The 20,049-nt window shown below is 70.2% G+C and carries 15 protein-coding genes; 11 read left to right on the top strand and 4 right to left on the bottom strand.

What is annotated here, in order from left to right; all coding sequences use genetic code 11:
* Positions 1-412 precede the first annotated feature (412 nt).
* From ACQEVC_RS01640 to ACQEVC_RS01610, 7 genes are all read left to right on the top strand, one after another.
* Positions 413-1,744, top strand: a complete 1,332-nt coding sequence (locus ACQEVC_RS01640) for a cytochrome P450 (protein ID WP_432890949.1) — start codon at positions 413-415, stop codon at positions 1,742-1,744.
* A complete protein-coding gene (locus ACQEVC_RS01635; protein WP_432872658.1) occupies positions 1,741-2,661 on the top strand; it encodes a terpene synthase family protein in 921 nt (306 codons plus the stop codon). Before ACQEVC_RS01640 ends, ACQEVC_RS01635 begins: the two co-directional genes overlap by 4 nt.
* Positions 2,658-4,385 (top strand): prenyltransferase, encoded by a 1,728-nt coding sequence (locus ACQEVC_RS01630; RefSeq protein ID WP_432872656.1) that lies wholly within the window; start codon positions 2,658-2,660, stop codon positions 4,383-4,385. The genes ACQEVC_RS01635 and ACQEVC_RS01630 overlap by 4 nt, the downstream gene beginning before the upstream one ends.
* Before the next feature lie 122 nt (positions 4,386-4,507).
* Positions 4,508-6,928, top strand: coding sequence for a nitrate- and nitrite sensing domain-containing protein (locus tag ACQEVC_RS01625; protein ID WP_432872654.1), 2,421 nt, complete (start codon positions 4,508-4,510; stop codon positions 6,926-6,928).
* A 54-nt stretch (positions 6,929-6,982) separates the two neighbouring features.
* The gene (locus ACQEVC_RS01620; RefSeq protein ID WP_412103011.1) at positions 6,983-7,405 is read left to right on the top strand and encodes a roadblock/LC7 domain-containing protein; all 423 of its coding nucleotides are present in this window, start codon (positions 6,983-6,985) and stop codon (positions 7,403-7,405) included.
* Between the two features lie 9 nt (positions 7,406-7,414).
* Positions 7,415-7,804: a DUF742 domain-containing protein gene (locus tag ACQEVC_RS01615; protein WP_432872652.1), complete on the top strand. Its 390-nt coding sequence runs from the start codon at positions 7,415-7,417 to the stop codon at positions 7,802-7,804.
* Positions 7,805-7,823: 19 nt separating this feature from the next.
* Positions 7,824-8,399: a GTP-binding protein gene (locus ACQEVC_RS01610; RefSeq protein WP_432890947.1), complete on the top strand. Its 576-nt coding sequence runs from the start codon at positions 7,824-7,826 to the stop codon at positions 8,397-8,399.
* 120 nt (positions 8,400-8,519) lie between these two features.
* Here the strand turns inward: ACQEVC_RS01610 and ACQEVC_RS01605 are convergent, their stop codons facing one another.
* Together ACQEVC_RS01605 and ACQEVC_RS01600 are read right to left on the bottom strand one after the other, a co-directional pair.
* Positions 8,520-9,395, bottom strand: a complete 876-nt coding sequence (locus tag ACQEVC_RS01605) for an alpha/beta fold hydrolase (RefSeq protein WP_432872650.1) — start codon at positions 9,393-9,395, stop codon at positions 8,520-8,522.
* Between the two features lie 228 nt (positions 9,396-9,623).
* Positions 9,624-10,946, bottom strand: a complete 1,323-nt coding sequence (locus tag ACQEVC_RS01600) for an alkaline phosphatase PhoX (RefSeq protein ID WP_432872648.1) — start codon at positions 10,944-10,946, stop codon at positions 9,624-9,626.
* 456 nt (positions 10,947-11,402) lie between these two features.
* Between ACQEVC_RS01600 and ACQEVC_RS01595 the strand changes: the two genes are divergently transcribed.
* Positions 11,403-11,525: a hypothetical protein gene (locus tag ACQEVC_RS01595; RefSeq protein ID WP_432872646.1), complete on the top strand. Its 123-nt coding sequence runs from the start codon at positions 11,403-11,405 to the stop codon at positions 11,523-11,525.
* A 97-nt stretch (positions 11,526-11,622) separates the two neighbouring features.
* Here the strand turns inward: ACQEVC_RS01595 and ACQEVC_RS01590 are convergent, their stop codons facing one another.
* Positions 11,623-14,589 carry an AfsR/SARP family transcriptional regulator gene (locus ACQEVC_RS01590; protein WP_432872644.1) on the bottom strand — a complete coding sequence of 989 codons (2,967 nt, stop codon included), beginning with the start codon at positions 14,587-14,589 and terminating at the stop codon, positions 11,623-11,625.
* Positions 14,580-14,768 (bottom strand): hypothetical protein, encoded by a 189-nt coding sequence (locus tag ACQEVC_RS01585; RefSeq protein ID WP_432872642.1) that lies wholly within the window; start codon positions 14,766-14,768, stop codon positions 14,580-14,582. The genes ACQEVC_RS01590 and ACQEVC_RS01585 overlap by 10 nt, the downstream gene beginning before the upstream one ends.
* An 843-nt stretch (positions 14,769-15,611) precedes the next feature.
* On the opposite strand from ACQEVC_RS01585, the gene katG reads away from it, so the two are divergent.
* From katG to ACQEVC_RS01570, 3 genes are all read left to right on the top strand, one after another.
* The gene (gene katG, locus ACQEVC_RS01580; RefSeq protein ID WP_432872640.1) at positions 15,612-17,825 is read left to right on the top strand and encodes a catalase/peroxidase HPI; all 2,214 of its coding nucleotides are present in this window, start codon (positions 15,612-15,614) and stop codon (positions 17,823-17,825) included.
* A gap of 163 nt (positions 17,826-17,988) precedes the next feature.
* Positions 17,989-18,987 carry a hypothetical protein gene (locus ACQEVC_RS01575; protein WP_432872638.1) on the top strand — a complete coding sequence of 333 codons (999 nt, stop codon included), beginning with the start codon at positions 17,989-17,991 and terminating at the stop codon, positions 18,985-18,987.
* 206 nt (positions 18,988-19,193) lie between these two features.
* A complete protein-coding gene (locus tag ACQEVC_RS01570) occupies positions 19,194-20,036 on the top strand; it encodes a trypsin-like serine peptidase (protein ID WP_432872636.1) in 843 nt (280 codons plus the stop codon).
* The last annotated feature ends 13 nt before the right edge of the window (positions 20,037-20,049 follow it).

Below are 20,049 nucleotides of genomic sequence, written 5' to 3'. Positions count from 1 at the left end.
TGTCGCCGGTGAGCGGCGTCCCCATAGGAGCGACTGGGAGTTGACCGTCACCGTGGAGTCGTCGGCACCTTGCGCCAGGGACAATCCGCTCGCACCCGCCAGCCGACGGGTCAGGCCGGCGTCCTGATCACGGCGATGGTGGGTGGTGCCCCGCCGGCCGGTTGGACCGTCACCCTGCCGCCGGCCTTCGACCGGCCGCGCCACTGCGGACCAACCTGGGGTGTCGGCGGGAAGCGCGGTCCGACGAAGATGATCGATGAGCCTGGAGTTGCGGGTCCGCGCGTGGGATGATCGCTTAGCCGTACTTCACGAGTCCTACAAGGCCGCAGCCGACCTCGCTCTAGCAGATGGATGAGAAATCGTGGAGGTGCTCATGCCTGGGGCGGATGCCATCGCAGGCCGGGCTAGGTCGATCCCCCTGCACCACGCGCTACCGCGCCTGCTTCGGGACCCGATGGCAGCTCTCGTCGACTTCGGGAATCGGTACAGCGGTGAGATCGTGCGGCTGAACCTCGGCACCCTTCGCCCGTACCTGGTTACGCATCCTGACCACCTGGTGCAGATCCTGCGGGACACGAACAGTTACATCCGCGACGGTGAGAGCCTGCTCTGGCGACCAATCCGCAGAGCGGTCGGAGACGCGATCCTCGTCACCGAGGGAGCGTTGTGGGAGTCCAGCCGCGAAACCCTGCAACCGCTCTTCACCGCGAAGCGGGTTGAGACGCTGGTCGACCGGATGGCGGGGGCGATCGGTGAGGCGGTCGACGCGTTCGACGAGCCGGCGCGTACGGGGGAGCCGGTCGACGTCGCTGCCCTGATGTCGCAAATCGTGTGTCGGGCCACCACGCGGGTCCTGTTCGGCCGGAAGATATCCGTCGAGGATGCGTTGCAGATCAACGTCGGCCTGGAGACCATCACCACGACGATGATCCCTCGCCTGCTCGCTCCGCGTGTGCCTTACAACATTCGCATGCCCGGCGATCGGGCCTTCCACGACGCCGTGCGGCGCATCGACGAGGTGATCCTGCCGATCATCCGGAAGGCGCGCCGAGAGCCAGATGACGGCGACGACATCATCGCCGCGTTGTGCCGGCCGCGGCAGGACGGCACCGATCCCGGTGAGGCGCAGATCCGTGGCGACGTCGTCGCCATGTTCTCCACGGCCACGGAAACGACGATCGCCGTCCTGTCCTGGCTGTGGCCGGTCCTCGAAGCGCACCCCGAGGTGGCCGCTCGGCTCTACGCCGAGGTCGACCGGGTGGTCGGGAGTGGACCGGTGGACCGGGCCAGCCTGGCGGAGCTGCGCTACAGCCGAATGGTGTTGGACGAACTGCTGCGTCTCTGGCCCGCCGGGTGGATGATCCCACGCACCGCCGTCCGAGAGCAGGTCCTGGGCGGTGTGCGGCTGGAGGCCGGAGCGACCATCCTGGTCAGTCCCTACGTGACACAGCGAATGGAGGCGTTCTGGGAACGTCCGGAGGCGTTCGATCCGGAGCGGTTCTCTCCCGATCGACCGAAGCGGCAGTATCGCTACAGCTACTTCCCCTTCGGGGGCGGCCCGCATCAGTGCATCGGGCAGTACCTGTTCCTGCTTGAGGCGCCGATTATCATGGCCACGCTCCTGAGCCGGTTCCGGTTCCGGCTGGGCAAGGCAGCCGATCTCAGGCCACGGCTCGGGGCCTCGTTGAAGCCTCGTGCCAACCAGCTCACCCTGGTGCCCCGCGATCGCTCCCCAATTCCATGACGTCGACCAGGCAGCTATCGGTCGCCGGCGACGACCTGCTCAGCGCGGCGGACCACGGGCGAATCTGCGCGCTCGCTGTCAGACTCGAACGTGATCTGCACCTGGTCGGGTCCAGCCACGAGGACCTGTTTTCCGGCCGCCCTTTTGATTCGGGCCTGTTCAGCAGCATCGCGATGTCGATCGCGTTCACCGCGCCGGAGTACACGGCCGAGCAACTGCGGCTGACCACCCGGACACTGCTGTGGGTGTTCGCAGCCGACTGGCAGATCGACTATCTGGCGCAGGCGGCAGACGACGTACGGAAGATCGCCGCCGACTGCCTCGCCGTTGCCGACGGCGCGCCGCCCTCCGACGGTCATCCACTGGCCCGGATGCTCGCCGAGATCCGGGACGAACTGGCGGTGGCGCCGGCGTTCGCGACCCTGCGGTCCGCATGGCGAGACGAACTCCAGCGGATGTTCGCGGCGGTCGCGCGGGAGTGGGAGTGGAAGAGCGCCCGCGCCGCCGCCGCGCCGGACGCGCTCGCCGCGCCGACGCTCGACGAGTACCTCGGCAACTCCGACAACCTCGCCTGCTCGCTCGTCAACGTGTCGCTCTGGATCTACGCCGGTGATCAGGACTGCCTGGACCACCTTGCGGACCTGATGGTCGCGAGCCGCGAGGTGCAGCGCGTGCTGCGGCTGGTCAACGACCTGGCCACGTACCGGCGCGACCTGCAGTGGGGCGACCTGAACGCGCTGATGCTCGTGGACGACCCCGCCGAGGTGACCGACCGGCTCGCTGCGCTCATCGAGGGCTGCCACGAAATCATCCGGCCGCTGGAGACCACCTGCCCCCGGCAGGCCAGGTACCTGAAACGCCAGATCGCGTTCACGAGCGGCTTCTATCAGGTGTCGGACTTCTGGGGGAGCCTGTGAGCATCGAGGGCGAGGCGGGCCAGGTCGCGATCGCCGCCGGCCGGGACGAGACGGCCGCCGTACCCGCAGGTGCTGACGACGGCGGAGTCGACTCCGCCGTTCGTGGCCTGATCGACGGTCTGGTGGCTGAGCCGTGGGGTCAGCTTGCCCCGTCGGTGTTCGAGACGGCGCGGCTCGTGACGCTGTCGCCGTGGCTGGACGGGCACGCCGAGCGCATCACATTCCTTGTGCAGAGCCAACGGGCGGACGGTGGCTGGGGTCCGCCAGACGGGTACGCCTTGGTGCCCACGCTGAGCGCCACCGAGGCACTGCTCGCGACACTGCACAGGACCGGATCCGGTACGCAGCGGTACGGCGGCACGGCGGACCTGGCCGCTGCGGCTGACCGCGGCCTGCGGGCGTTGACCAGTTGGCTACGGACAGATCTGTTGGTGCCGGACACTCCCGCGGCGGACCTTATCGTGCCGTCCCTCGTGGCGGCGATCAACCAGCATCTTGAGCGGGTTCCGCACCCGCAGACCGCGCGCCCGGACGGGTGGCAGGGATATCGTCTCGGCCTGCCAGCGGGAATGGACGAGACCCGCCTCGCCAAGGTCCGGCATGCGTTGGCCACCGGCGTCGCGCTTCCGCCCAAGCTGCTGCACTTCCTGGAGGTCCTGGGGCCGACCGCCCGTCGCGCTGCGGGCATCCACCCGGTGCCGCCTGGCGCGGTCGGTGCCTCGCCCGCGGCCACTGCCGCGTGGATCGGCGACCCTGACACGCTCGCCCCGGCCGATCCCGCCCGGACGTTCCTGGCGACGGTCGCCGCTGGACACGGCGGACCAGTACCCTGCCCGCTTCCGATCACGGTGTTCGAACGGGCCTGGGTGATAAGCGGACTGAGGCGGGCCGGTGTCCAGTTCGCGGTGCCGCCGAGCGTCGTGGCCAGCCTGCGCGGCGCGCTGGGCCCGGTCGGCAGCCCAACCGGTCCGGGTCTGCCTGCCGACGCCGACACCACGTCTGTGCTGCTGTTCGCGCTCGGGCGGCTCGGCCAGCATGTCGATCCACGATGTCTGTGGACGTACGAGACCGCGGACGGTTTCTGTACCTGGCCGGGCGAGGACGGCTTCTCGATCAGCACCAACGCACACGTGTTGGACGCCTTCGGTCAGTACGTGCGCAGCGGTGTCGACCCCGCGCCGCGTTACGTGGCCGCGATCGACCGGCTGACGGCCACGCTGCGCGAGCACCAGCAGGTCGACGGAGAGTGGCGCGACCGATGGCACGCCTCGCCTTACTACGCCACCGCGTGCAGCACACTCGCGCTCGACGACTTCGGACCCGGACCCGCGGCGGCCGAGTCGGTGACGAAGGCGGTCCACTGGATCCTGGCCACCCAACGAGACGACGGATCATGGGGGCGATGGGGCGGCACCCTTGAGGAGACCGCCTACGCCATGCAGGTACTACTGGCAACCCGGACGGGAGCTGCCGGCGTTGGCCCGGCGGCGAAGCGCGGCTACGCGTACCTGCGCGAAGCAGCCACCGAAACCATCGGGCCCGCACTCTGGTACGGCAAGGAGCTCTACCGGCCGACCGCGATCGTCCGGGCCGCCGTGCTCGCCGCCATGCACCTCGCGCGGCAGCACCCGGAAGCAGGTGTACCAGCGGGCGGGCCGGCCCCCGCCACGGTTCAACCCAAGCCCCGACAAACCGACGAGAAGCCGGTGATCAGGGCCGCTTGAGGGATTCTTCGGACACTGCTAGCGTCCCCTGTTGTCGCGCGCCGGACACTCGTACGCGCCCAGGTACCACCGATTCGCAAGCGGTAATGCCGCTGTTTCAACGGCCGACTGGGGACGGTGTAATGCGTTCTCGCAGTACAAGTATGCGCACCAAGGTTGTCGCGATGTTGGTGTCGCTAACCGCCCTGTGGGCTTTCGCGGCATGGGTAACCCTGCGGGACGGACTGAACCTGCTCTGGGTGAACACGCTGAACAGCGCCGTGTACGCGCCGAGCGAACCCCTGCTCAAGGCGTTGCAGGACGAACGGCGACTCACGCTCGCCCACCTGGGTGGGCGTAACGGTCAGCCGCAGCCTGACCTGGAGGCCCAGCGACAGGAGACCGAGCGCCTTGCCGCGCGCTTCAAGGAGTCCGCACAGACCTGGCAGGCGGATCTGGCCGGCAGTGCGAAGCTGGCGCAACGGCTCGACGCGACCTACGCGAGTTTGGACGGCCTCGCAGCGACCCGCGAATCCGTCGACGCCCGGACCGTCGACCGCGTAACCGCGGCGAGTGCCTTCACGAACACGATCGACTCGATCTTCCACATCTACGACGCCACGGCAAGCCTCGATGACCGGGAGATCACTGGTTACGCCAACGCCCTCATCCAGCTCAACCGGATGTCGGAGTTGATCTCTCAAGAGGACGCACTGCTGACCAGTGTCCTCGCCAGCGGGCGGATGACCGCCGCCGACCACACACAGTTCGCGCACCTCGTGGGTGCTCAACGATTCGTGGGTAGGGAGACCTCGGTCAAGCTGTCGGCCGACGACCGCGCCAGGTACGAACAGATGCTCGCCAGCACGGCCTTCAAACGTCTCCGGTCACTCGAAGACCAGGCGGTCAGCGGCTCGGCAGGCGCGAAGCCCCGGGTGGATTCGGGACAGTGGCGCACCGCCGTGGACGAGTCCCTGGCCGAGCTGCACAAAGTCGTGACGGCGGGTGGCGATGGGATCGTCGGCAGCGCCACAACCGTCGCCGTCTGGGTCATCGTCCGGCTGCTGCTCGCCGTAGGCCTCGGAACCACCGCAGTTCTCGCCTCGATCGTGCTTTCGATCACGACCGCCCGTAAATTGGTGGCACAGCTCGAACGGCTGCGAAACGCGGCGAACGAGCTTGCCGACGAGCGGCTGCCCGGGGTGGTCGCCCGGCTCCGCGGAGGTGAGCAGGTGGATGTCGCCGCCGAAGCTCCGCCGCTCAACTTCGGCGATGATCAGATCGGTCAGGTCGGCCAGGCGTTCAACCGCGTACAGGAGACCGCGATCCGCACCGCCGTCGAGCAGGCCGAGCTTCGCCGTAGCGTCCGCGATGTCTTCCTCAGCATCGCCCGCCGCACGCAGGCCCTGGTGCACCGGCAGGTCCGCTTGCTAACCGACCTGCAGCAGGGCGAACTCCCGCCCAAACAGCTTGAAGGCTTGTACACGGTTGACCACCTCGCCACCCGGATGCGGCGGCACGCGGAAAACCTGATCGTGCTGTCGGGATCCACACCCGGCCGGGCCTGGCGTCGCAACGTGCCGATGATCGACGTCCTTCGTGCCGCCAGCCAGGAGGTCGAGGACTACACCCGGGTCACCGTTCAGCCGCCCGGAAACGTGGCGCTGGCCGGCCGGGCGGTCGTCGACGTGATCCACCTGCTCGCGGAACTGATCGAGAATGCGTTGTCCTTCTCGCCCCCGCACACCAGCGTTCAGATCAAGGGCGAGATGGTCGCCAACGGGTACGTGATCGAGATCGAGGACCGCGGGCTCGGCATGCCCGAAGAAGTATTCCAGGCGGCCAACGAGCAGATCGCCACCGACCAGGAGTTCAACCTAGCCAATGCCAGCCAACTGGGCCTGTTCGTGGTGAGCAAGCTGTCCCAGCGCCACGGCGTGCGCGTGCGGCTGAAGGAGTCGCTGTACGGCGGCACGACGGCCGTCGTCCTGCTCCCGCAAGACCTCGTCACCGAGATCACGGGGGAGAACGAGACGCCCGGCGCCGGCCCGAACGGACGGGCGCCGTCGATCGGCGGCTCGGCAGCGGCAGTCCCGCCGCAGACCGGGGTGGCGCGGCCGGCCACGTTGGCCAGACCCACACAAACGGCCGCGGACGCGTCCGAGATCCGCCCCCCGATGCAACGGCGGGAGCCGCGCCACCAGGCGTGGAGGGACCTCAGGATCGAGCCGGAGCTGGACCAACCAGTGAACAGAGACCAAACACCCGCCGGCCCAACCGCGCAGACCCAGCCCGGGCAGACACCGTCCGGACTGCCCGTCCGGGTTCGCCAGGCCAGCCTCGCCGCGCCGTTGCGCGGGCAAAGCCGGACCTCCGCAGAAGACACCGCGGCCGGCGACGGCCAAGCGCCGCGGCCGCCGGAGCAGATCCGCAGGATGATGAGTTCCTATCAGAGCGGCACCCGGCGCGGCCGGACCGACGCGACGCTCTTGCCCGATGAGGACAACGACGTCCCCTCGTCCACAGCCGTGGAGAGCCCGCCCGGGAACACCCCGCTCACCTGATCAATCTATGAGATCGACTCGGCGGTTCCCCGCCACCCAGAAAGAGGACATCGAGTGGTGCAGAAGACAGCTGCGAGCGCTGACCTGGCCTGGTTGCTGAACGATCTGGTCGGACGCGTGACACAGGCCGAGAACGCCATCGTCCTCTCCGTAGACGGTCTGCTGATCGCGACATCGGAGGGGCTGAGCCGTGACGACGGAGAGCACCTCGCAGCCGTGGCGTCCGGCATCCAGAGCCTGGCGAAGGGCGCCGGCAAGCGATTCGGTGGTGGCGCCCCACAGCAGACCATCATCGAGATGCAATCCTCGTTCCTGTTCGTCACCGCGGCCGGCAACGGCGCGTGTCTGGCGGTGCTGGCTGCGGAAGACGCGGACGTCGGACTCATCGCCTACGAGATGGCCATGCTCGTCAAGCGCGCCGGCAGATACCTCGCCTCGCCGTCGCGAACCAATGGCCAGCCGGCCGCCGAAATCTAAGGTGCCAGAATGCCCTTTCCCCCCGACGAATCCGCAGAGGACCAGTGGGTTGACGACCACGCCGGCCCACTGGTGCGGCCGTTCGCGCTAGCCCGCGGGCGGACCATGCCTGCAAAGGGTAAGTTCGACCTGATCTCAATCGTGATCGCGACCCGAACGGCGCCGACACACGAGGTCGGCATGGGGCCCGAGCACCTTGCCATTGTCAGTCTCATCCAGCGGCCCTTGTCGGTGGCCGAGGTCGCGGCGCATCTCAAGCTTCCTCTCGGCACAGTCCGTGTCCTGCTCGGCGATCTGCTCGAGCGGCAGCTCCTCCGGGTACGTGAGCCGCGGCCGACTTCCAAGCTTCCCGACGACGACCTGTTCGAGGCGGTAATCAGTGGACTCAAAGCACTCTGACCAGGCCGACGGCCTCCACATGCCCGATGCCGTCAAGATCCTGATCGCCGGCGGCTTCGGAGTCGGCAAGACCACTATGGTCGGCTCGGTCAGCGAGACCAAACCCCTTCGCACGGAGGAGCTACTCACCGAACAGGGTGTCGGGGTTGATGACATCTCCGGGGTGGAGAAGAAAACCACCACCACCGTGGCCATGGACTTCGGCCGGATCAGCATCAAGCAGGACCTGGTGCTCTACCTGTTCGGCACCCCTGGACAGGACCGGTTCTGGTTCGTCTGGGACGAACTGGCGCTCGGCGCGCTCGGCGCGGTCGTCCTCGCCGACACCCGCCGGCTGGCCGACTGCTTCCCCTCCGTCGACTACTTCGAAAAGCACGGCACCCCGTTCATCGTCGCCGTGAACTGCTTCGAAGGCGCTCGCCAATACAGCCTCAGCGAGGTCCAACTCGCACTCGACCTCGATCCCGACGTCCCGGTAATGCTCTGCGACGTTCGGAAGAAGGACTCCAGCAAGGAAGTGTTGATCGCCTTGCTCCGGCACTCGAGGAAGAGCCGCGACCAAGCACGCAGGACGGTTCCCGCGCCGGCCCAATAGCTGATGAGAGCGGTCCGGGAGTGACCGCCTCCCCGCCATACGGCGGCCGTCGTTCCGAGCAACCCGGGTCAGCGGTACCGGCCAACGCGGGCAGGTGCCGGGGCCCGGGTGGCACGCCGGTCAGCCGGCGTCCAGCACCTCGCGTAGCCGCGCCGCGAACTCCTCGGGCTTGCCCGCGTAGCCGAACTGGCCACCGAGGAAGCCGCCGTGGTGACTCGGGAACACCACGGCCTCCTGGCCGAGCGATGCCGCGGTGCCCACGGCCGTACGCGCGGTGTAGGTGTCCCCCGACTCCTCGCCGACCGCGATCACGATCCGGGTCGGTGTCGAGGTAAGTACGCCCGCGTCGGGGCGGTAGTCGCTGATCGCCCACGAACTCTTCGACAGCAGCGGGTCGTCGCGGCTGCCGTCGTCGTCGGTCGACAGGCCGAACATGGCCGGCTCGGGTGCGGGCCGGCCGAAATAGTCGTCGGTGAACTCGCCCTGCCAGGACGTCATCGCGATGAACGCGGCCATGCCCGCGCCGGTACCCCTCGCCTGGTACGCCTCGTGGAAGCCGGCCCGCGCGCGCTCGGCCGCGACGGCGTCGGGGAGCACGGCGTTGATCGGCGGCTCGTGCGCGACCAGCGTGACGACGTCGCCGGGGTAGGTCGCCACGAGTTCGAGCGCGGTCACCGCGCCGCCGCTGCTGGCGAACACCTCGACCGGGCCGGCACCGAGCGCCTCGATCAGCAGGTGCAGGTCGGCCGCCTGCTGCTGCGGCGTGTGATCGGACCGGCCGTCCCGACGGATGCTGCGGCCCAGGCCACGCGGGTCGTAGGTGACGACGGTGCGGTCCGTGAAGTGCGCGGCGAGCGCGTCGAAGCCGTCCGCCGTCATCGGCTGACCGATCATGAGCAGCGCGGGGCGCCCGCCGGACGGTGGTAGCGGGCCGCGGACGTCGTAGACCAGGTCGGCATTGGGTACGTCGAGGGTGTGCGTGTGCTTCAGGTGCATGTCGGTGAGACTACGGCCGCCGGGAACGGATCGGGGCGTACGTGCCCTGACGCTGTCCGGTCAGCCGAGCGGTGCGATCGAAGCGCGCGTGCGGACGGTTCCGCCTCGCCCGATCCGCCGAGCATGGCCGGGCGGGCGGGTACGGCATGCTCTGGGATTGTTGACCCAGCCGGCAGATGCGGTGGGGCCAGGCGGATCCCCTGACCCCACCGGTCGGTCTGGCCCTGGTCAGCCCAGGTACTTCTCCCACGGGCCGGTGATGGCGAGGGTGAGGCCGGGGTCCTGCATGTTGACGAAGAGCACCTTGCCGTCGGCGCTGAAGGTCGGCCCGCAGAACTCCGAGTCGTTGAGTTGGTTGCGGGCGATGGCGTAGGTCGGGCCGCCCGGGATGGCGCTGAGCACGTGGGAGGCGCCTGAGCCGTCCTCGGCGAGCACGAGGCTTCCCCACGGGGTGACGGTCACATTGTCCGGGCCGTCGAAGGTGAGGTCGCTGTACTTGACCGGCGCGCCCTCCTCCGACGCGGTCTGGTGCGGGAAGTACGTCACGAGCTGGATGGTCTGGGCCCGGTAGTCGTAGAACCAGACCATGCCGTCGTGCGGAGCGGCGTCCGCCGGGAGGTCACCGTCGTCCCACGCGTAGGAGTTGACCACGTAGACACCCTCGTCGGTGCCCCACACGCCCTCGAACTTGCGTCCGCGGGTGACCTGGCCGTCGGTGAACTGCTCGCGTACGGGCGTGGTCTGCGCGTCGCGCTCAGGTACCTCGATCCACCGCACGGGGAAAGGGCGGCCGAGCTGGGCGGAGGTCAGGTAGGCGACGTCCGGCAGCACCGACCCGTCGTCCATGATGATCTGCATCGCGGCGAGGACGCCGGCGTCCGGAGCGAGGCGGGTGAGCACGCCGGGACCCAGCTTGACACCGCGGGGCGCGGTCCAGCGGTAGAAGAGTCCGTTGGGTCCGTCGGCGTCCTCGGAGAGGTAGATTCTGGTGCGGTCCTGGTCGATCGCCAGGGCCTCGTGGGCGTAGCGGCCCAGGCACTTGATCGGCGTCGGGTGTGCGCGGCCGTCGGCCCAGACCTCGAAGACGTAGCCGTGATCCTTCTGGAAGACGCCGGACCGGCCGTCCTCCTCCCAGTCGTCCCCGGCGCGGTCCTCAGTCTCCTCGCAGGTCAGCCACGTCCCCCACGGGGTAGGTCCGCCCGCACAGTTGGCGACGGTGCCGGAGAGGGCGACGAACTCGCCGAGGTTGCGGCCCGAGCGGTCAGTCCTGATCACGGTGCAGCCGCCGGCGTCAACGGCACCGGGATCGTAGACGGTGCCCGCGACGTGTGGTACGCCGAACTCGGCGCCCGGGTCGATCTCGTGGTTCTGGATCAAGGTGTAACGGCCGCGGCCGCCGTCGTAGACGGCCATGCCGTCGTGGTCGGCCGGGGTGAGTCCCTGGCCGCCGTCGAGTCGGGTGACACCGGTCCGGGTAACCACGGCGTAGCTGAAGCCCTCAGGCAGCGCCAGGATGCCGTCAGGGTCGTCGACGAGGGGCGGGAAGGGCACGTGGCCGGCCCCGACCGGCGGGCGGGGCCGGCCCGGGTGGGCCTGGGCCAGGGACGGCAAGCCACCGGCGACGGCAAGGCCTACGCCGACGCCGCCAGCGAGGAAGGTACGACGAGAGGGAGGCACAGAGAATAACTCCTGTTCAAGACGACTGCGACGACTTGACAACCAACTCCTGCCGGCCGACACCGATGCGTCATCCAAACGATGGATCGGCGACATCCGAGTAAAGAATCAGGGCTGCTCAGGCATCGCCTGGGCGACGGCGGACCCCCCGAAACGCGGCGGACCGCAGAGCCGACGTCAGCGAGGAATGCAAGCCATCGACGGATCGGACGCCGTCGAGGCAAGCCGCTGCCGCAGCAGACGCGGCCGAGCGATTTACCGATGAGCGTGCTCCGAGGGGCCGCAAACGGATGAAGCTGGAGAGAAGCCGCGAGTTTCTAGGCTGCGGCCGTGCTGGCTGCTTCCGGGTCCGCGGCGCAGTTGCGGACGGACCTGGCCGCCCGGACGCTCACCCTGGAGCCGCACCGGCGACGGGTCGCGGGCTCGCTCGTCGGTGCGAAGGCTCTGTGCTGAACAGATCGAAGAGGGTTCACTGGTGTGATCAGGCGAGGCCGTCCGGTCGGCGTCGGCTTCCGCTTCTTCGCGTTACTGCTCATCCCGTTGCTGGTCGTCATCGGCGTGGCCACCCGGTGTCGGGATCGAGGTGGCCGTCGTCATCGGGGTCGCGGCCACCGTCGCCGCCCTGGCGACCCTGGCCCTCGCTGTCGTCCGGCACGTCGACCGCACCTGGGACCGGCGCCGCGCCACGAGCCGCAGCGACAACGCCGGATGATCCTGCTCGGTCGCGCTCGCCGAGCCCGGTGTCGAGGCGGCCGAGTTTGGCGTGTACCCGCTCGGCGTCGGGCTCGCGGAGCTGCTCCAGCACGTCGAGCGCGTCCCGCCACGCGCGCCGGGCCGCGTCGGCGTCGCCGAGCGCTTCGTAGGTATCGCCGAGGTGGTCGAGGGTGTTGGCCACGCCGTACCGGTGCCCGACCTCGCGGCGCAGCCGCAGCGCGGTCTGGTACGCCTCGACGGCCAGGTGGTGTTCGCCGAGGTGGTGGTGGGCGTACCCGATGCTGTCCCAGGTGGCGGCCTCGGCGACCCGGTCACCCGTGTCGGCGAGCAGTTCGAGTGCCTCCCGGTTGACGTGCAGCGACTGCCGGTGGTCGCCGAGTTGGCCGTGGCACCAGCCCACGGTGCCGAGGGCGCGGGCCCGGTGCGCCCGGTTGCCGTCCGGCGGGAAGAGGTGCAGGGCACGCTGGGCGTGCCACAGCGCGGCGCGCGGGTCGCCGCGCCGCTCCAGGACGTACGACAGGCCGTGGTGCGCGCGTCCCTGACCGAGCGGGTCGCCGAGTTGGGTGTACAGGTCGAGGGCGTGCCGCAGGTGCAGTTGGGCGTCGTCGTTGCGGTGCAACCGGGTGTACGCGTACCCGAGTCCGCGGTGGGCGCGGGCCTGCTCCGCGCGGTGGTCCAGCCGGCGGGTGGCCTCCAGCGCGGCCTGCAGGCTGGCGGCCCGGTCGTGCCAGAGGCCCCGCCACTGCTGGAAGTCGGCGAGTGTCCACACCAGTTGCCAGGTGTGCGTGTCGAACGTCCCGCGGCCGGCCCGCTCGATCGCGGCGAGCAGCCCGGTGTACTCGGCGCCGAACCACGCCAGCGCCTCCGCACGCCCGGCCGGCGGCCGGACCGATACGGCGGGGTCGGCCGGGGCGAGGGGAATCGGCTCGCGTAGCGGCTCGATGAGCAGCGCGGCGGCGTGCCCGGTCCGCACGTAGTGGTCGAGCACGCGGCGCAGTGCGGCGTCCCGGTCGGCCGCGGCGTCGTTGGCGTGTGTGAGTTCGGTGGCGTACGCGCGGAGCAGATCGTGCAGCGTCCACCGGCCGTCGACATGTTCGGTCACCAGGTGGGCCGCGTCCAGCTCGGCGAGCAGGGGGCGCAGCTCGGCCCGGGGCAGGCCGGCGAGACTGGCCAGCGCGTCCACCGCGATGTCCGAACCGGGGTGCAGGCCGAGCAGCCGGAACAGCCGCATGGCCGGTTCGCTCAGTGTCCGGTACGAGTAGCAGAAGACCGCGCGTGCGTCGGTGGCCGCGTCGGGGGAGGCGAACTCGTCCAGGCTGTCCCGGGCGGCGCGTAGCTGCCCCGCGAGCGCGGCCAGCGGCAGCGCCGGGCGCTGGGCGGCACGGGCGGCGACGAGCGCGAGGGCGAGCGGCAGGCCGGCGCACCGTTCGACGATCTCGCGTACCGCCGTCGGGGCGGCTTGTACCCGCTCGGCGCCGAGGCGGCGGGCCAGCAGCTCGTGCCCCTCCGCAGCGGTGAAGAGGTCCAGTTCGACCGGGTACGCGCCCTCGACGGCGACCATGCCGGTGAGCTGGTTGCGGGTGGTCACGATCACCGCGCTGCCGGGGCCGCCGGGCAGCAGCGGCCGGACCTGCTCGGCGGCGCTCGCGTTGTCCACGACCACGAGCACGCGACGTCCGTCCATAACGGACCGGTACAGTCCGGCCTGGCTCTCCACCTCCGGCGGGATCGCCTCGCCGGGTACTCCGAGCGCACGCAGGAAGAGCGTGAGCGCCTGTCCGGGCGTCATGGTCGGGCGGTGGTCGTACCCGCGCAGGTTGACCCAGAGCTGGCCGTCCGGGAACCGGTCGGCGGCGCGACGCGCCCAGTGCAGCGCGAGGGAGGTCTTGCCGACCCCGGCGGTGCCGCTGATCATGATGATGGTGGCGGCTGGGCCGGAGCCGAGCGGCAGCGCGTCGAGGCGGCCGATCTCACGGTCCCGCCCGGTGAATCCGGACACCTCGGGCGGGAGCTGCCGTGGCACCGCCGGCAGCAGCACCGTGCCGGTGGCCGGCGACCGGAAGCCGCCGAGGATGGTCGCGTGCACCTGCCGCATCTCCTCGCCCGGGTCGATGCCGAGCTCCTCGGCCAGGTGCCGTCGCCCGTCGTGGTAGGCGGCGAGGGCGTCGCCCCGCCGTCCGCCCCGGTGCAGGGCGGTCATCAGCTGCACCCAGAACCGTTCTCGCAGCGGGTGCTCGGCCGTCGCCTGCACCAGGTCCTGCACGACCCGTTCGTGCCGGCCGAGCCGCAGGTCCACGTCGAATCGGCGTTCCAGCGCGTACAGCCGCTGCTCGCGCAGGCGGGGCAGGGTCCGCTGTTGGAGGGTGTCCGAGGGTACGTCGGTGAGCGGCTCGCCGCGCCACTCGGACAGGGCCGCGTGCAGGGCGTACGCCTCGGTCACCGGGTCGGACCGCTCGGCGGCCCGGTCGGCGTCGGCCAGGCCGCTGCGGAACCGCTCGACGTCGACCCGTTCCGGCGGTACGTCGATGAAGTAGCCGTCCCCGTCGGTGACGATCGCGCCGGAACAGCCGGCCTCGTCCAGGAGCGCCCGCAGCCGTACCACCGCGAGCTGGACGGCACGGCGCGGGTTGTCCGGCTGGCGGGTGCCCCACGTCGTCTCGACCAGCTCGCCGACCGGTACGGCCCGTCCGGCCCGCAGCACCAGGGCGGCGAGCAGGATGCGGTGCTTCGGGGAGCGGACCGGCAGCGCCTGGTCCGCCACCCGCATCTGGAAGGGACCGAGCAGCCCGAACGCTAGTGCCACGGGTCCGGGCGGACTGTGGGGGCGAGCGGGCCGTCGGCCGGGCCACCCCGCTCGGCCAGGTTGCCGACCGTATCCGTCGAGGCGATCGGCTCGGCGGTGTCCGAGCTGACGTAGCTGAGGTCGGCGGCCATGAGCAGCGTCCCGACCGCCGCGTCGCCCGCCCAGCGGATCTTTGACACCGGGCTACTCCAATTCATCCTTTATGTCCTGCAAGCACCATCCTGTGGACAGACGCTGGGAGTGTTCCAGGGGGCTGTTTCAGCTCGTATTCATCGCCGGTGGTCGGGCCGCCGGCTCGGCGCCGGGCCTTGCGGCGTAGTGCGCCAGGCCGCCGCTGAGCAGCGTGAATGCCTCCCGGGCGGCGTTCGACGCCCGGGTCGCCGCTGACTGCCGGCTCGCCGTAGACGGCTGAACCGGGCCATGGGGACACTGAGGGTGCTTTCGGGCGATAGTATCCGGGTCTGGCGTGGCCGACGTCGGTGGTCACCGAGGACGCCGGCGGGCGGCTGTCCGCTCGGTGCCCCGAAGCGGGCGCCAGACGCACCAGCGTGGCCCTACGGTTCGCGAACACGAGGTCGAGGACGGACGGCCGATACTTGATTGGTTCCAAAAAAAGGACGAGACTTCACGGGGTGCCAACGACGCCGGACTTCGACAGCACGATGTGCGGGAACGGGTCTGGCGCGGCGTTGCGAGCCGATCGGCTCGGTGGCGCGAACCGGGGAGAACCACCACCAACTCGTCGATCCATCCCCCGGGGCCAGAGCCGCCGTCGAGGGCGCGGTCGGCCACACCGCCCGCCTGACACCCGCCGGCCCGCCGAGACGTCCGGGTTACCGGAGGGCCGAAGTCGAGGCCATCCCCCCGGGGCAGGTGCCCCGGGGTGTCACGGCAACCTCCGCCGAGCCTGACGGCTGGTCGCGGAGACGCAGCGCTCGACACACCAGGCCCGCACAGCCGTGGAGCGGAGCAACCGACGGCAAGAGCAACCAGTCATTCAGAGCGAGACAGGAAGGACAGACGTGTCTGACAAGAAGGCCGCGACCGAGAGCATCAGCGAAAGCGAAAATCCCGCAATCCCCGCACCTGCTGTCAAGGTGACCCGGCCCAGGACGAACCGGGACTGGTGGCCGAATCAGCTGGACCTCTCGGTCCTGCACCAGCACTCGCCCCGGTCCAACCCGATGGGCGAGGACTTCAACTATGCGGAAGAGTTCAAGAAGCTCGACGTCGACGCGCTCAGGCGGGACATCTTCGAGCTGATGACGACCTCGCAGGACTGGTGGCCGGCCGACTACGGCCACTACGGGCCGCTCTTCATCCGGATGAGCTGGCACGCCGCCGGCACGTACCGGATCGCCGACGGCCGGGGTGGTGGCGGCAGCGGTTCGCAGCGGTTCGCGCCACTCAACAGCTGGCCGGACAACGCGAGCCTGGACAAGGCGCGCCGGCTGCTCTGGCCGATCAAGCAGAAGTACGGCCGAAGGATCTCCTGGGCGGACCTGCTGGTCTTCGCCGGCAACTGCGCGTACGAGTCGATGGGGTTCAAGACCTTCGGGTTCGGGTTCGGGCGCGAGGACATCTGGGAGCCCGAGGAGATCTTCTGGGGACCGGAGGACACCTGGCTCGGTGACGAGCGCTACAGCGGCGACCGGGAACTCGCGGCTCCGCTCGGCGCCGTGCAGATGGGACTGATCTACGTGAATCCGGAGGGACCTGCTGGCCACCCGGATGCGCTGGCGTCGGCCCGGGACATCCGGGAGACCTTCGGCCGGATGGCGATGAACGACGAGGAGACGGTGGCGCTGATCGTCGGCGGCCACACGGTCGGCAAGGCGCACGGTGCGGTCGACCCGCAGTACCTCGGACCGGAGCCGGAGGGCGCCCCGGTCGAGCAGCAGGGTCTCGGCTGGAAGAACGCCTACGGCAGCGGCAAGGGCGGCGACACGCTCACCAGCGGGTTGGAGGGCGCCTGGACCAACAACCCGGTCAGGTGGGACAACGGCTTCCTGGACAACCTGTTCAGGTACGACTGGGAGCTGACGACCAGCCCGGCCGGCGCGAAGCAGTGGAAGCCGAAGGACGCCTCGGCCGACGGCACCGTGCCGGACGCCCATGACCCGTCGAAGCGGCACGCCCCGATGATGCTGACGTCGGACCTGGCGCTGAAGATCGACCCGATCTACGAGCCGATCGCCCGGCGCTTCTGGCAGAACCCGGACCAGCTCGAAGAGGCGTTCGCCAAGGCGTGGTTCAAGCTGCTGCACCGCGACATGGGGCCGGTTTCGCGCTACCTCGGCCCGTGGGTTCCGGAGCCGCAGCTCTGGCAGGACCCGGTTCCCGAGGTCGACCACGAGCTGATCACGGAGGAGGACACCGCCGCGCTCAAGGGCAGGATCCTCGACTCCGGGCTGTCCGTCTCCCAGTTGGTCGCCACGGCCTGGGCTTCGGCGGCCAGCTTCCGCGCCACCGACAAGCGTGGCGGCGCCAACGGGGCGCGGATCCGCCTCGCGCCGCAGAAGGACTGGGAGGTCAACAACCCGGCCGAGCTGGCCACCGTGCTGGGGACGCTGGAGCGGATCCAGCAGGACTTCAACGCCGCGCAGTCCGGCGGCCGGAAGGTCTCGCTCGCCGACCTGATCGTCCTGGCCGGGTGCGCGGCCGTGGAGCAGGCGGCCAGGAACGCCGGGCACGACATCGCGGTGCCGTTCGTGCCGGGGCGTACCGACGCGTCGCAGGAGCAGACCGACGTGGAGACCTTCGCCGTCCTCGAACCGAGGGCCGACGGATTCCGCAACTACCTGCGTACCGGGGAGAAGCTGTCGCCGGAGACCCTGCTGCTGGACCGGGCGTTCATGTTGGACCTGAGCGCCCCCGAGATGACGGTGCTGATCGGCGGCATGCGGGCACTGAACGCCAACACCGGGCAGTCCCCGCACGGGGTCTTCACCGACCGGCCCGGGACGTTGACGAACGACTTCTTCGTGAATCTGCTCGACCTGCGCACGGAATGGAAGGCGGCCGAGTCGGCGGAGAACGTGTACGAGGGCCGGGACCGCGCCACCGGCGAGGTCAGGTGGACCGCCACCGCCGTCGACCTCGTCTTCGGTTCGCACTCCCAGCTCCGCGCCAACGCGGAGGTCTACGCGACCTTCGACGCGAGCGAGAAGTTCGTGCGGGACTTCGTGGCCGCGTGGGACAAGGTCATGAACCTCGACCGGTTCGACCTCGGCTGATTCCCGACGTCCGGGCCGGCCGTCCATCGGCCGGCCCGGACGCTGTCAACGCGTCCCAGGGCAGGACGGCATCGCATCGCCTTGCAGGTGCCGTCGGCGGGGTGTGTGGGGAACGCACGGAGCGGGCTTTGAGAACCGAGGTTCGGTGCTCGATGATCGGTGCATGGACGCGGCGACCTGGCGGGTGGTAGGGCGGGCCTTTCCCGGTCCGGTCGGGTCCGCGGTGTGGATCATGGTGACCGTGCCGGCCCCGTTGGTGTTCCACGAGTGGAGCCACCGGTGGGAGGAGGACCAGGAGGTCTCGACGGCGCTGTGGTGGACCGTAGCAGCACTGTCGGTGCTCAGCGCCGTGGCGGCGTCGAAGGCCCGGTACGCCCGCCAGCGCGGCGCCGCCGGCCTCGTCCCGGCCGTGGCGGTGGCCATGCTGGTCAGTGCGGTGTTTCTGGGCGCGTCCATCGCGGTCTACCGGTGGGTCATCCCGATGAGTGGTGCGGTCGGATGGTGGAGTGTCCTGTTCGGCGGCGCCGTCTCGGCGACCTGCGGTGCGGCGGTCGGTCACCTGCTCGGGCCGAGGCTCGTGCGCCGTCGACTGTCGGATCCGCACGGCTACCTCGTCGGCGGGATCGTTGCCGTGCTGGGCATCCTGCTTGTGCAGCCGACCGTACGGCTGGGCGCCGAGGCCAGCACCGTGCGGTACGACGTCAACGGCTACGGGGGAGTGGGGCCGTACCCGGCATCAGCCGGTACGCCGGGAGAACTGACGTTGCCGGCGGCAGGCCGGTACGGCATCTATGCGGTGGGCTTCGCACCGCGGGATCCTGCCTGCCAGGTCACCGGCGCCGGCCTGCCTGCTCGATCGGCGGAGTTGGTCACGATCCCGCCCGGTGACTACGGCGGCGACGCCGCCTCCTACGCCTGGGTCGCCGTCTTCGACGTTCCCGGACCCGGTACCTACTCGCTGACCTGCCGCAGCTCGGACGAACAGGCGTCCTACCAGGTCGGGGATGTCCCGCAGATCCGCGGGGCGGTGGGTGCGCTGATCCATTGGCCGCTGGTCGCGATCTGGTTGCTCGGCGCCGCCCCCGGCCTACTGATCGTCGCGGACGCCGTCACCCGACGCGCCAGGCGGCCCTCCGGACCCGTGCTCGCCCGGCCACGCTGAGCTGCGGACCCGTGTTCGCCCGGCCCGGCTGAGCTGCGGACCCGTGCTCGCCCGGCCACGCCAGATCCGATGAACTCGCCCCGAGCCCCGCGTGCCTTCCTCACCGTGGCCGCTGTCCGGAAATCCGCCGGACAGCGGCCGCCCGGTCGACGATGACGGCCATCGACATCCGCTGCGCGGGATTCCCCGCCGGTCGAAGGGAAGTCATGGTGAGAAGAAGATGGACGGCCCTCGCCTTCGCCGTCGCCGTTGCCGGCTCGGTGGTCGCCGGGAGCAACCCGGCTGCGGCCACCGAGTCGTCGCCCCCGGACACCGGTGCCGCGGCCGCGGCCGCCAACGTCGGCGGGGTCTTCCAGCCGGACGAGCGCACCCCGGTCACCGACACCACCAGTTTCCCGGGCAGCGCGACCGTGCTGCTCACCTTCACCGGTGGGCAGTGCACCGGTTTCATGATCAGTGAGCGTACGGTGGCGACTGCCGGGCACTGCGTGCACACCGGTGCGGGGGGCCAGTGGCGCAGCAACCTGATCGCCTATCCGGGCTACGACGGCGACCGGGCACCGTACGGGTCGTGCCGGGCGCGCGCCGTCTTCGCCGCCAGCGGCTGGACCAGGGGCTCCGACCCGGGCCAGGACTACGGTGCCGTGCAGCTCGACTGCGCGATCGGGAACGCCACCGGCTGGTACCCGCTCGGCTGGACGAACGAGTCCGTGACCGGTGCCTGCACGGTCAGCCAGGGGTATCCGGCCGACCGGCGGTCGACCCAGTGGCGCAGCCAGGACCACATCCGCGCGGAGACGGCCAGCGTCCTGTATCACCAGCACGACACCAGCTCCGGGCAGGACGGCAGCCCGCTCTACACGGTCGACCCGGACGAATGGTGCCCGACCCGGCCGAAGCCGATTCCGCTGCCGGACCCGGACCCGGAACCGTGGACGGTGTTCGGAATCCACAGCTCCGGCCCGCACGGCGGTGGGCCCGGCGCGGTCAACAACCTCGCCACCCGGATCACCCAGGCGGCGTACCGGGAACTCATGTCCTGGCGGTGACCCTGACCTCGCG

Origin of the sequence: Plantactinospora sp. CA-294935, assembly GCF_050936445.1 — a bacterium.
Lineage (GTDB): Bacteria > Actinomycetota > Actinomycetes > Mycobacteriales > Micromonosporaceae > Plantactinospora.
The sequence above is the reverse complement of the archived record's forward strand: the minus strand, read 5'-3'. Positions and strand labels throughout refer to the sequence as shown.

Coding starts and splice junctions, on each gene's coding strand:
- ACQEVC_RS01635 (WP_432872658.1), top strand. CDS start 1,741: ATGACGTCGACCAGGCAGCTATCGGTCGCCGGCGACGACCTGCTCAGC.
- ACQEVC_RS01625 (WP_432872654.1), top strand. CDS start 4,508: ATGCGTTCTCGCAGTACAAGTATGCGCACCAAGGTTGTCGCGATGTTG.
- ACQEVC_RS01615 (WP_432872652.1), top strand. CDS start 7,415: ATGCCCTTTCCCCCCGACGAATCCGCAGAGGACCAGTGGGTTGACGAC.
- ACQEVC_RS01610 (WP_432890947.1), top strand. CDS start 7,824: ATGCCCGATGCCGTCAAGATCCTGATCGCCGGCGGCTTCGGAGTCGGC.
- ACQEVC_RS01605 (WP_432872650.1), bottom strand. CDS start 9,395: ATGCACCTGAAGCACACGCACACCCTCGACGTACCCAATGCCGACCTG.
- ACQEVC_RS01575 (WP_432872638.1), top strand. CDS start 17,989: ATGGACGCGGCGACCTGGCGGGTGGTAGGGCGGGCCTTTCCCGGTCCG.
- ACQEVC_RS01570 (WP_432872636.1), top strand. CDS start 19,194: ATGGTGAGAAGAAGATGGACGGCCCTCGCCTTCGCCGTCGCCGTTGCC.